We start from the raw sequence: 12,601 nt of genomic DNA on the forward strand, positions 1-12,601 counted from the left end.
AAGTGCCGTCGACAACTTACAGGCCCTTGAAACGGCACCCAGTCGCCGTGGTGAACAAATTACGGCGCGCAGAACGCCGTGATTATCAATTTGCCGGCTAATCTCCCGACGGCAAAGGTGCACCTCATTCTGCGGAGGAGGCGCGGCAGTTCTGCCAGGCCCCAGCTGCGACATGGGATTTCATGCCGCCTGACTTTGAAGCGATCGCCATGCAGGGCAGGATTTCAAATCCGTAATAGCACGAAAATACCGTCTTGACTCTCAATCTGACATGTTACATGTCTAATTAAGAAATGGGAGGAAATCATGCAAAATTATCTTCTGGGCGCGAGCGCGCTTTGTCTTATTGCCTTGTCCAGTCCGGCTTCAGCTGCCTGTTCCGACGCGGATCGCGTCGAGATCACCTGGTCTACCATTGCAGGCTTTTACACCGACGCCATGGCGCAACTCGTCAATGACTTTCAGGAAAAGGAATGCGCCAAGGTCAATGTCATCAACATTGATAATTCCCAGCTCTATAACAAACAGGTTATCGAGATGGTGGGGCAGACCGGCGCTTATGATGTCGTGACGCTCAACAACGCGGAATATGCGGAGTTTGCAGATAACGGCTTCATTCTGCCGATGACGGATTTTCTGAAAGACAAGCAAAGCATCATTGACGATATTCACCCCACTCTCGCCAATATGACGATCCGTTATAAGGACGATCTGTGGGGATTGCCTTATTATACCTATTCCTCGGGCTTCTTCTATCGCGCCGACCTTTGGGAAGATCCAGCGGAGCAGGCCGCCTTTAAAGCCAAATATGGCTACGAGCTGGCGAAGCCCGCCGACTGGAAGCAGCATCGCGACATGGCCGAGTTTTTCACGCGCAAAGCGGGCGAAAAACTGAAAGGTGAAGTTCTGAAAAAAGACTTCTACGGTGTCGGTCTGATGGCCGGTCGTTTTCCCGACATTCAGGACGAGTTATCGGCGCCTTTGTGGGACATGAAGTCCGACTGGCTGAACAGTGAGGGCAAGGTTCCTGTCGATGACGTCGAGAAGGTCCTGTCCGATTATATCGAACTTCTGAAATTCGCGCCTCCCGCGGCTTTGACCGTCACCTATGACGGTGTCATGAACCAGATGCGCGACGGCCAGATTGCGATGACGCATGACTTCTTCCTCGACCAATGGCCAAATGCGGTCAAAACCGAGGAAAGCGTGCCCGGAGCGAAAATGGCCGTCGCGGAGGCACCGGGTAAAATGTCTTATGTCGGCGGCTTCCTTCTGGCGGTTTCGTCGAGTTCGGCAAATCCAGATATGGCAATGAAGTTCATTGCCCATATCGGAGGACCGGAAGCGCAGGCGAAGTTTGCATCCTATGGCGGTGCGACCACCCTCATGTCGATCCTGACCGATCCGAAATTCCAGACGCCGGAAGCGCGCAAGACCAATGGCGAATATGCAACGCTGGCCAAGGTCTTCGAGAGCATGAACGGTTTCACGTCCAATCTCGTCTCCTCGCCATTTGGCGCCAAGATCTACAACACGATGCAAATTCCGTTGCAGTCAGCGGCGGCCGGTCAGTTGACCGCGCGGCAGGCGGCTGAAAGCCTTGCGACTGAAGTCGAGAAGATTTGCGGTGGTCCTTGCCCCATCGGCAAGTAAATATGGTCGGGGTCGGGACATGTTCCGACCGACCGATCAGTTGGCATATTTCGCGGAAGCGTTGAGCGCCCCGTCGGAAATGTCTGATATACATCGGAGCGGCTTTTGCCTTGAGGGCACCCGCAGGCCGCTCCGGTACCCCTACTCAGAAACAGTCCGGGTTCCTGTCATGAACAGTTATCATGCTCCACCTGCAAAGGTGGCGTCCGACCGCGCATTCTCGGTCCTGCTTATCGTTCCCGCGATGCTTGTCATCGTTATCTTCGCGCTGTTGCCGCTTTATTATGCGGTGGACGTATCTTTCCGTTTTGCCGACCTCTCACGCGGCAAGCTGGGAGACTATGTCGGACTCGACAATTTCCGCACGATATTTGCCGACCAGGCCTTCTGGGCTGCGGCTTGGATCACGCTGAAATTCACCATCGTATCGGTCGGCCTGCAAATGTCGTTCGGCATAGCGATTGCGTTTCTCATCCACGGGGCGAGCTATGGCAAGGGCCTCATCCGATCGATCATGATCCTGCCTCTGGCGACTTCGGCTGCCGTGACGGGGCTGTTCTGGCGCTACCTCTATGATACGCAGTTCGGCGTCGTAAACTGGGTGCTGGGCGCCTTCGGTCTGCCGGAGCCCAACTGGCTCGGCGATTTCAATATCGCGCTCTGGTCCGTCATTATTTTTGACGTCTGGCAGTGGACGCCCTTTGTGGCCCTGATCGTGCTGGCCGGGCTTCAGGCGCTGCCCAAGGAACCTTTCGAGGCTGCCGAACTGGACGGCGCATCCACATGGCGCGTCCTGCGCACGTTGACCTTTCCATTGCTCAAGCCGGTTCTGTTCCTGATTCTCGTGCTGCGGACCATTGATTGCGTTCGTCTCTATGATGCGGTCGCGGTGCTGACGCAGGGTGGTCCTGGCACCTCGACGGAAACCATGACCTTCTATCTCTATCGCACAGGCTTGAAGCTTTTCCGCATGGACTATGCTTCGACCATGGCTGTCTTTTTCCTTTACGTGATGCTTGTGGCGTCAATCTTCGCGCTCAAGCCTTTGCTCAAGCAGTTCACCGATCGTGCAGGGGAGGCATGAGATGTTGCAACACAAGACATCACCACTGAAAGAAATTCTGCGCTATGCGGCGATCTTTGTCGTACTTCTGTTCTTTTTCTTTCCGATTTTCTGGATGCTGCTGACGAGCTTCAAGCCGGAATCGGCGATCATGGTGTCGCCACCCCAGTTTTTCTTCACGCCGACACTGGAAAACTACCAGCATGCGCTCTTTGACAAGGGGTTCCTTTTCTATGTGCGCAATACGCTCATCATTTCGGTGATCTCGACTGCAATCGTGATCGTTGTCGGCTCGCTCGCGGCTTACAGTTTCGCCCGTTATAATGTTGGCGATGGTCATGTGCTGTTCTTCATCCTGTCCACCAAGATGATGCCAGCCATTGCGGTGATCCTGCCTTATTTTCTGATCTTTCGCGATATCGGGCGCACCGGATTTGGCAAGTTCATGCATTTGGGGCTCGACCAGCATGGCGCATTGATCGTGTCCTATGTGATGTTCAATCTGCCGTTCGCCATCTGGCTTCTGGTCAGCTTCTTTCAGGACATTCCGCGTGAACTGGAACAGTCGGCGCGTATGGACGGTCTCAGTCGCATGAAAGTACTGCGCAAGGTGACGTTACCGCTGGCTGCACCCGGCATTGCCGTGACCACGGTTTTCACCCTGATTTTTTGCTGGAACGAGTTCCTCTTCGCCTACATTCTCACCCGCAAATTTGCCTCGACGGTGACGGTCGGCGTTGAAAGCTTCTTCACCCTGCAAGGCATTCTCTGGGGTCCCGTCGCAGCAGCGGCAACGATCTCGGTCGCGCCGATGCTTCTCTTCGTCCTTTTGATGCAGCGCTATATGGTCCGCGGACTGACTTTCGGCGCGGTGAGGGGGTAACGATGTCTTTCTCACAAATCTGGGATGCGGGCTTCAAGTCCGTGATGATCTACATCGGCGTTGTCTTCTTCTGGCTCTGCTTTCTTGAAGCACATTTTCCTGACCGTGGGTTTTCGGTCACGATCATGAATATCGTCGCCGCCATACTCGCCATTGGCTTCTTCATTTTCGCCCGTCAAAGCTGCCGCAAGGAGCGTGCGCTGGCCGAAGCTGAAATCGCCGCCCTCATGAAAGAGGTGGACTGACCATGTATAGTTTTGTCAACGTCCATAAACGTTACGGCTTGCGAACGGTTGCGCTGCGCAAGATCAATCTGGATATTCAAAAGCGTAGCTTCTTCGTTCTCTACGGTCCAGCAGGTGCCGGAAAGTCAACGATGCTCAACCTTTTGGGCGGCATCACCAGGCCGACATCGGGCGATATTCAGCGCGACGGCGTTTCCCTGTTGCCGCTGCCGCCCGAACGGCGCGATGCTGCGATGGCGTTTGAAAATTACGCGCTTTATTCGCATCTGAGCGTCGGCGAAAACCTCGCCTTTCCGCTCAAGGCGCGCAAGATGTCGCGTGCGGAAGTCGAAGACAGGGTGAAGCGGGTCTCGGTGATGCTCGGCATCGGCCATCTGCTCGATCGCCGTCCGGGCTTCCTGTCTGGCGGGCAGCGTCAGCGCGTGGCTTTGGGACGCGCTATCATCCGCCCGGCCGACATTTATCTTCTGGACGAACCCATCGGCCACCTTGACGCAAAGCTGCGTCACCAGATGCGGGCTGAACTCAAGGCGCTTGCGCAAGACCTCAATGCGACCGTGGTGTTCACCACCACCTCCAGTCGTGAGGCATTGGCGCTCGGCGACCGCATCGCGGTGCTCAATCTGGGCAAGCTGGAACAGGTTGGAACCCCTGCGGAGCTTTACCACAGGCCCGAAAACGCTTTTGTTGCCTCCTTCATTGGCGATCCCCCAATGAGTTTCGTTTCCGTGCGTGTGACAGGCGAAGGCAAGAGCGTCGGACTGACAAGCCTGGCCGGTGAAAAGATTGTCTCCGATGAACATTTCAGCCGCTTCAGCAAGCTGGATGATCTCAAGGCCGGCTTCCGGGCGGAAGCGGTTTCGCTTGGCGAAGCAGGTAAGTCCGGCACGATTGCAGGGCAGGTCAGCGTCGTCGAGCATCTTGGTTATGCGAATATTGCCGTCGTCAATGTGGGTGGGGATCAGGTGTCGATATCGCTGCCGACAACGACCTCTGTGCGCGCTGGTGACAGGGTCGGCGTTGCAATCGATCCCGGCAAGTTTCAGTTGTTCCAGGGCGAAAAGGCTCTGGAAGGAAGGGCCTGACACATGGCATCGATAAGAGCGGAAAACCTCGTCAAGCGATACGGCACCGTGGAAGCCGTGCACCCGCTGAATTTTGAGATTAATGACGGTGAATTCGTTGCTATTTTGGGGCCTTCCGGCTGCGGCAAGTCCTCGACCATGCGCATGATCGCTGGCCTTGAAACTGTCTCGGATGGCGCCATTTATTTCGACGGTAAAAAGGTCAACGATGTGCGCGCTCGCGATCGCAACGTCGCCATGAGCTTTGAGAATTACGCACTCTATGCGCCGATTACCGTTTTCGAAAACATCGCCTTTCCCCTGCGCGCATCCGGCATGAGCGATGCGGAGGTAAAAAAGCGTGTGCGCGACATCGCATCCAAGATGGAGCTGGAGTCTTTGCTCTCGTTGCGTCCGGGCGGTCTGTCGTCGGGGCAGGCGCAGCGTGTTTCACTGGCGCGCGCCTTGGTCAGAAAGCCGTCGGTCTTTTTGCTGGACGAGCCTATCAGCCATCTCGATACGCGTCAGCGTTATCGCATGCGGCGGTTCATCAAGGCGATCCATCAGGAATTCGCCCATACGATGATCTATGTGACCCATGATCAGGAAGAGGCTCTTGCGCTCGCCGACCGCATCATGGTGATGAGCAACGGCAATATCCAGCAATTCGACGTCCCATCGGAGATTTATCAACGCCCGAAAAATGCCTTTGTGGCGGGATTTGTCGGCGAGCCGCCGATCAATTTTCTCCCCTATAAGGCAGCCTCTAACCGTGCACTGGATGTGGAGGGCAATCATATCGATCTGCCGGACCATCTGCTGCCGCGTCTGCAAGAGGTCGGGCCGCAGGGACAGATCGCCGTGCGACCGCATTTCCTGAAACTCGGCGCGCATGGTCCGATCCAGTTGAAAGCCAAAGCCTTCATTACCGAGGAATTGCAGGATCACAGCATTGTCTTTGCCGATGTCGGCGCGACCCGCATATCCATCGTTACAGCGCCGGATATTCGTGTGGAACGCGGTGAGGCGATCACGATTTCCATCGATCCGTCGCAACTGCTTCTGTTTCATGCGGCAAAGGAAGACCAGTTCAAATGACGCGCAAGGCTTATGATTATATCGTCGTCGGTGGCGGCACGTCCGGTTCCTATATCGCGGCTAAAATGGCCGAGCAGGGCGCAAGTGTTCTGGTTCTCGAAGCGGGCGGATCGGATCGCAATCCGCTGATCCAGATGCCGGCAGGTTATGTGAAGTTGCTGAATGCTGCGCGCTATATGTGGTTTTTCCAGTCGGTACGACAGGAACAGCTCAATGGACGCACACCGGTCATTCCGTCCGGCCGCGTCATCGGCGGCGGGTCTTCGGTCAATGCGATGGTTTATATCCGTGGCCAGTCCACCGATTACGACCGCTGGGTGGAGGCGACCGGCGACGAGAGCTGGCGTTACGAGCGACTGCTGCCACTTTTTCGCGCCATTGAAGGCAATAACCGTTTCAACGACGATCTGCATGGCAGCGAAGGACCGATGAAAGTCTCCGACCCGTTGCATGTCAATGAGTTGTCGCGGGCTTATGTGCAGGCAGCGCAGGCCACAGGCCTGCCCTTCAAGGCTGACTTCAATCGCGGTCAGCAGACCGGAGCGGGTTTTTTCCAGCTCAACACGCATAATGGTCGACGCTGTTCGGCAGCCGATGCTTTCCTCTATCCGGCGACGAAAACGGGGCTCATCGATATATCAAGCGGCAGCCTCGTTCATCGCGTGCGCATCGAAAACGGACGTGCAAAGAGCGTAATATTCTCGCGTGGCAATGCCGTAACCGAGATCGAGGCGCAAAAGGAAGTGGTGCTTTGCGCCGGGGCCATCGCCACGCCGAAAATCCTGATGCTGTCGGGCATCGGTCCGCAACAGCATCTGAAGGCGCACGGCATCGATGTTGTGCTAGATCGAGCGGGCGTCGGTGAAAACCTTCAGGATCACACCGAGGTGCCGGTGCTTGCCTTCTGCAACGGCAAATACGGCTATTTCGGGCAGGATAGGGGCTGGAACCAGATCCGCAATGGCCTGCAATATCTTCTGTTCAAAAGCGGTCCTGTCACATCGAACGGGGTGGAAGCCGGTTCGTTCTTCGACCCGGATGATTTCTCCAACGACGCGAAGATACAGCAGTTCTGTATTCCGTCGGTTTATCTCGACCGGGGCACAACCGATCTGAAGCCGAGCTATGGCGTCACCATCAATTCCTGTGTGTTGCGTCCGGCGTCCAGGGGAACGGTACGGCTGAATTCTGGAAGGGCTGACGAACAGCCCCTGGTGAACCCGAATTATCTGTCCGATTCGGAAGATCTGCGCCTGTCTGTCGCGGGCTTGCGTCAGGCGCGCAGGGTGCTGAATTCGGCGCCGCTCAAGCATATGGTCGACCGCGAAATCTTTCCGGGCACCGGCAAGGATACGGATGAAGAGCTGGCCAAACATGCAAGGGCATTCGTCAAAACCGTTTATCATCCGGTCGGTACAGCGCGAATGGGGCGCGAGGACGATCCGAATGCGGTTGTCACCAGCGATCTCAAAGTGATGGGTGTCGAGGGCTTGCGAATCGGCGATACTTCCGCAATGCCAAATATCATCAGTGGCAATACCAACTCGACGACACTTGTGATCGCGGCAAAGGCAGTTGAAGCCATGGCCGGTACTGTGACCGGCGCCATGGGTAGCAAGCGGGCAGGATGATATGAGATCCAAGAAAACGATTGCCAAAATCGTCCGACCGAAACCGGTATCCGAGATCGTGCTGGAACGACTGCGCGCCGATATCGTCAACAACGAATTTGCGCTGGGCGAGAAGATTTCGGAGGGCCAGCTTTCGGAACTTTATCAGGTCACGAAGGCGCCGATCCGGTCCGCTTATATCCGCCTCGAAGCAGAAGGGCTGATTGAAATCCGGGCGCAGTCTGGAACTTTTGTTTTCAAGCCGACGCCGCAGGAGCTTCAGGCTCTGTCCGAGCTGCGCACGGCGCTGGAACTTGAGGCAATTTCTCTTGCCATGCAGCGCAGCCTGCGTGTGTTGCAGCGCAGCGTCAGCGAGATTTATGACGAGATGGTCGATTGCGCCCAACGCGGGGCAATTGATGAATATCAAAAGCTCGATACGCGGTTGCATCTTCTGTTCGTGGAAAGTGCATGTTCGCCTTTCCTGGAGGAAACATTCACCAGCAAGGTTAATAGCCGCTTTGCCGCGCTCCGCACGCGTTTCAGCCAACAGCCGCAGCATGTCGAACATTCGCTCAGCGAGCATAAGGGATTGCGCGATGCAATCGAAGCCAATGATGTGGAAGCGGTGCGCAAACTCCTGCGCCAGCACATCGGCTATTCTGAAGTCTATTACGCCGGTCTGATGGACGAGTGACGGCATGACAAATCCCGACCGCAGTGCAGAAATTTCTAACATGTTACATGTTTCAGGCGAGCCATTGATGTGGGCCGTCGTTTGCGATGCGCCGGACGAGAAGATGGAGGGTGTCAGCCTGCGCCGGATTCCGCGTCCACAACCTTCTAAAGGGCAGGTCCGCGTCCGCGTTGAGGCGGCATCGCTCAATCCCGTGGACTGGAAACTTGCGACCGGCTTTGCGCCATGGTGGCAAGGAACCGGCGCGCATGTGGTTGGCCTTGATGGCGCAGGCGTGATCGACAGTCTGGGACCGGACGTGACGGGCTGGAACGTGGGGGATCGAGTCCTATGGCACAGCGACCTTAACCGGCAGGGCGTTTTGGCCGAATTTGCACTGGCTGACAGCCACGTCCTGTCCCTATTGCCAGACGACATAGCGGCGACGTCTGCGGCGGCGCTACCCTGTGCCGGCCTGACGGCCTATCAGGCATTGGTGCGCAAGGCGCACGTGGAAGCAGGGCAGACCGTACTTGTTCAGGGCGCGAGCGGCGCCGTGGGCGGCTTTGCCATGCAGATCGCCAAATCCAAAGGCGCGACGGTCATCGCTCTGGCGCGTAAGGATCAGGAACCGCGCGTAAGATCGCTTGGCGCGGATCATGTTATGGACCGCCATGCAAAAGATCTGAAGCAACAAGTGCACGCCCTCACCGATGGTTACGGAGCCGATATCATGCTGGAGGTCGCCAATCCCGGCGATGCGCGGCAGTCACTTGATCTGATCCGCTATAACGGGCATCTGCTCTGCATCGATCCCATGCCGGTTTTGCGTGACGTTCCGCCCTATACCTATGCCGCTTCCATCCATGAGGTGGCGCTGGGCGGCGCCTATGCCGCCGGGCATGTTCCCACCCAGCGAGACTTCGCCGTGATGGGCGACGCCATGCTGGCGCTTTTGCAGCAAAAGAAAATCGACCCGATGATCGAGCAGGTCATTGCGCTGGACGAGGCGGTCGATGCACTCAAGAACATGCGCGAACGTAACGTATTGGGGAAAATCGTGGTGCGGATCGGAGAGGCTTCATGAGCAACCTGTCTTCCGTCCATGGCATTCGTTTTCCGGGCCGCTATATCCAGGGGCCCAATGTCTTCGCGCAACTGGGGCAGCACAGTCGCGAACTTGGCGTCGAACCTTTGGCGCTTCTGGACGGGTTTCTTTTCGCGGAACTGGAACCGCGCCTGCGTTCCGCCTTCGGCGAGGCTATGCAGCCAGTGGCTGTCAGACACGGCGGCGAGTGTTCGGAAACGGAAGTGGAGCATGTCCAGAAACTGGCCGCCACATCGTCCTCAGACCTGATCGTCGGGATCGGCGGTGGCAAGGTGCTCGATACGGCCAAGGCTGTCGCTCACCGGCTCGGCCTTCCGGTTGTCGTCGTGCCGACAATTGCCGCGTCCGACGCGCCGTGCAGTGCGCTTGCCGTGGTTTATCGCGATGATGGTACGGTTGCCTATGATCTGTTCCTGCCGCGCAATCCCGATCTCGTCCTCGTCGATACGCTGCTGATCGCGCGCGCTCCCTCCCGCTATCTGGCGGCGGGGATTGGCGATGCACTTGCCACCTTCTATGAGGCCGAGGCCTGCCGCCGAAGTGGTGCGGCGAACTGCATGGGTCTGCCCGGCGCCGATCTGGCTTTTGCCATTGCCTCCAGATGCCGGGATGAAATCTTTGCCTTCGGTGAAGAAGCACTTGCGCAATGCGACCGCAACGAGACGGGCCCGGCGCTGGAACGCATCGTTGAAGCCAACATTCTTTTGTCGGGCATTGGCTTTGAATCCGGCGGCGTTGCAGCCGCCCACGCCATTCACCATGGCCTTTGCGAACTGGATGACGTGCACCATCATCTGCATGGCGAAAAGGTCGCGATCGGCGTGCTGGCGGGACTGCTCATTGCTGGCGAAACAGAAGAATTCGAGCGCGTACGCAGCTTTTGTCAAACGGTGCGCCTTCCCACCCGCCTGTCCGACATCGGCATAACTGAGGTGACGGAAGAAAAACTCGGTATCGTCGCAAGGCGCGCCACCCGCGAAGGCGAGATTATTCACAACGAGCCGATGCCCGTTACAGCCAACATGGTGGTTTCGGCGCTCAGGGCACTGGCTTCGTGATTTCAAGGACAAATGAGGAGGTTAATCAAAATGGATGTAAGCACATTCGCAAAGCCGGTATTTGACGGCAAAGTTGTGATCGTTTCCGGCGGCACCAGCGGCATCGGTCTTGCCATGGCGCGCGGTTTTGCCGAAGCCGGTGCGACCGTCATCGCGACGGGCAGTTCCGAACAGCGTATCGCAGAGGCCGCACAGTTTGCGACTGACCGGCTGTCGTTCCAGCGTCTGGATGTGCGCGATGCGCCAGCCGCTGATGCATTTTTTGCCAAATTGGAACGTCTGGATGTTCTGGTGAATTGTCAGGGCATTTCCCGCCCGGACAAGGAATGGGATGAAGATACATTCCTGAATGTGATCGATATCAACCTGTCGAGCGCCATGCGCCTTGCCCGCAGCGCTTATCCTCTCTTGAAGGCGAGCGGCGGCAATATCATCAATGTGGCGTCGATGCTGAGCTATCTTGCCGATGAAACCGTGCCCGCCTACACCGCGAGCAAGGCGGGTATCGTCGGTCTGACCCGCGCCATGGCGCATAAATATGGTCGTGACGGCGTGCGCGTCAATGCGGTCGCGCCGGGCTATCACAAGACCGACATGACGAAAGACCTCTGGCAGGTCGAGGGCAGTGCGGACAAGATCGCCCAGCGCTCGGCGCTGAAGCGGTGGGGCACGGTGGACGATCTGGTCGGGCCGACGCTTTTCCTTGCGTCACCTGCGGCAGCTTTCGTCACCGGCGCCGTATTGCCGGTTGATGGTGGCTATCACAGCGGCTGACGCATTTTCCAGATTGTGGCTCCGCAGGCAGAAGGTGCGAAGCCATTAATCCAATTAATGACATGTTACATTTCTGTTTGCATGGGCATATTCGGCAACGGACAGCGAGCATTTGATGAAAAGACGATATTACGCCGGTTGGGATTTCAGACGCGCCCGCAACATCGAGGAACTGCGTTTGATCGCGCGCCGCCGAACCCCGAATTTCTGCTTCGAATATGTCGAAGGCGGAGCGGATGACGAGGTGACGTTGCGCCGCAACCGGGACGTCTTCGAACAGATCGGCTTTTTGCCGCGCACGCTGGTCGATGTGACCAGTCGAAACCAGTCGGTCGAGCTCTTCGGCCAACGAGTGGCGAGCCCGTTTGCTATCGGGCCGACCGGCTTTAACGGAATGCTCACGCATCAGGGCGACCTGAAGCTTGCGCGCGCCGCTGCGAAAGCTGACATTCCGTTCACGCTCAGCAATGTCTCGAATACCTCGATGGAAGATATCGCCGAACATGCAGGCGGTATGTTGTGGATGCAGGTCTATATGTACCGGACACGCGAATTCGTCCGCAAAGTCGCTGAACGCGCCAAGGCCGCCGGGTTTCAAGGCCTTGTGGTCACGACGGATATTCCGGTCTATGGCAATCGCGAATGGGACCTTCGCAATTTTCGCCGCCCCATGAAGCTCAATCTGCGCAACCTTATCGACACGGCTCTGCATCCGCGCTGGTTGCTGGATGTGCCGATCCCGCATGGTTTGCCGCGTTTCAAGAACCTTGGCGATCTTCTGCCACCGGGACAGGACTCTGCCAAGGGCGCATCGGCGGTTTTGGGTCGCGAGCTTGATCCATCTCTCAACTGGAACGACATTCGTTGGCTGCGCGATCTGTGGCCGGGAAAACTCATCGTGAAAGGTGTCTCGACGGCAGCGGATGCAAGGCTGGCGCTCGATTGCGGCGCCGATGGGATCGTGATTTCCAACCACGGCGGACGTCAGCTTGACGGTGCGGTGTCGGCTCTGGAAGTGCTTCCGGAAATTGCCGCCGAGCTGAAAGGCAAGCTTGCCATCATGCTGGATGGTGGCTTCCGACGCGGCACCGATATTCTCAAGGCGAAGGCTCTGGGAGCTGATCTTGTGCTGATCGGCCGCGCTGGGATTTATGGTCTGGCCGCAGGCGGTGAGGCTGGCGCGCAGCATGCCATCGGCATCCTGTCGTCGGAGGTCGATCGCGGGCTGGGACTTCTTGGATGCCCCGATATTGCCACCCTCAACAAGGATGCGCTGAGGTTTCGTCCGCTGCACGACTATTCTGTGCGGCAAGAGACGAGACACTGCGTTTAGCCTGTTCGAAGAATTCAAGCGCTGAAGGCGCAAAGA

Annotated in this window: 12 protein-coding genes; all 12 read left to right on the plus strand. The window is 57.1% G+C overall.

Annotation, left to right across the window (positions count from 1 at the left end; genetic code table 11):
- Positions 1-306 precede the first annotated feature (306 nt).
- The 12 genes from HWD97_RS04035 (at position 307) to HWD97_RS04090 (ending at position 12,565) form a co-directional block, all read left to right on the plus strand.
- Positions 307-1,653: an ABC transporter substrate-binding protein gene (locus HWD97_RS04035; RefSeq protein WP_109365614.1), complete on the plus strand. Its 1,347-nt coding sequence runs from the start codon at positions 307-309 to the stop codon at positions 1,651-1,653.
- 169 nt (positions 1,654-1,822) lie between these two features.
- Complete coding sequence (locus tag HWD97_RS04040; RefSeq protein WP_109365615.1) at positions 1,823-2,737, plus strand: carbohydrate ABC transporter permease; 915 nt, start codon at positions 1,823-1,825, stop codon at positions 2,735-2,737.
- 1 nt (position 2,738) lies between these two features.
- Positions 2,739-3,599: a carbohydrate ABC transporter permease gene (locus tag HWD97_RS04045; protein ID WP_371834752.1), complete on the plus strand. Its 861-nt coding sequence runs from the start codon at positions 2,739-2,741 to the stop codon at positions 3,597-3,599.
- Positions 3,600-3,601: 2 nt separating this feature from the next.
- A complete protein-coding gene (locus HWD97_RS04050) occupies positions 3,602-3,844 on the plus strand; it encodes a hypothetical protein (RefSeq protein WP_109365617.1) in 243 nt (80 codons plus the stop codon).
- Positions 3,845-3,846: 2 nt separating this feature from the next.
- Complete coding sequence (locus tag HWD97_RS04055; RefSeq protein ID WP_371834753.1) at positions 3,847-4,929, plus strand: ABC transporter ATP-binding protein; 1,083 nt, start codon at positions 3,847-3,849, stop codon at positions 4,927-4,929.
- 3 nt (positions 4,930-4,932) lie between these two features.
- Positions 4,933-6,006, plus strand: coding sequence for an ABC transporter ATP-binding protein (locus HWD97_RS04060; protein ID WP_109365619.1), 1,074 nt, complete (start codon positions 4,933-4,935; stop codon positions 6,004-6,006).
- Complete coding sequence (locus tag HWD97_RS04065; RefSeq protein ID WP_109365620.1) at positions 6,003-7,637, plus strand: GMC family oxidoreductase; 1,635 nt, start codon at positions 6,003-6,005, stop codon at positions 7,635-7,637. The genes HWD97_RS04060 and HWD97_RS04065 overlap by 4 nt, the downstream gene beginning before the upstream one ends.
- A gap of 1 nt (position 7,638) precedes the next feature.
- Positions 7,639-8,313 (plus strand): GntR family transcriptional regulator, encoded by a 675-nt coding sequence (locus HWD97_RS04070; RefSeq protein WP_109365621.1) that lies wholly within the window; start codon positions 7,639-7,641, stop codon positions 8,311-8,313.
- Between the two features lie 67 nt (positions 8,314-8,380).
- A complete protein-coding gene (locus tag HWD97_RS04075) occupies positions 8,381-9,379 on the plus strand; it encodes a zinc-binding dehydrogenase (protein WP_371834754.1) in 999 nt (332 codons plus the stop codon).
- Complete coding sequence (locus HWD97_RS04080) at positions 9,376-10,458, plus strand: glycerol dehydrogenase (RefSeq protein ID WP_371834755.1); 1,083 nt, start codon at positions 9,376-9,378, stop codon at positions 10,456-10,458. The genes HWD97_RS04075 and HWD97_RS04080 overlap by 4 nt, the downstream gene beginning before the upstream one ends.
- Before the next feature lie 30 nt (positions 10,459-10,488).
- Positions 10,489-11,232 carry an SDR family NAD(P)-dependent oxidoreductase gene (locus HWD97_RS04085; RefSeq protein ID WP_371834756.1) on the plus strand — a complete coding sequence of 248 codons (744 nt, stop codon included), beginning with the start codon at positions 10,489-10,491 and terminating at the stop codon, positions 11,230-11,232.
- Between the two features lie 115 nt (positions 11,233-11,347).
- Positions 11,348-12,565, plus strand: coding sequence for an alpha-hydroxy acid oxidase (locus HWD97_RS04090; protein WP_371834757.1), 1,218 nt, complete (start codon positions 11,348-11,350; stop codon positions 12,563-12,565).
- Positions 12,566-12,601: the final 36 nt, after the last annotated feature.

Source organism: Ochrobactrum sp. C6C9 (genome assembly GCF_022627935.1).
GTDB lineage: Bacteria > Pseudomonadota > Alphaproteobacteria > Rhizobiales > Rhizobiaceae > Brucella > Brucella teleogrylli.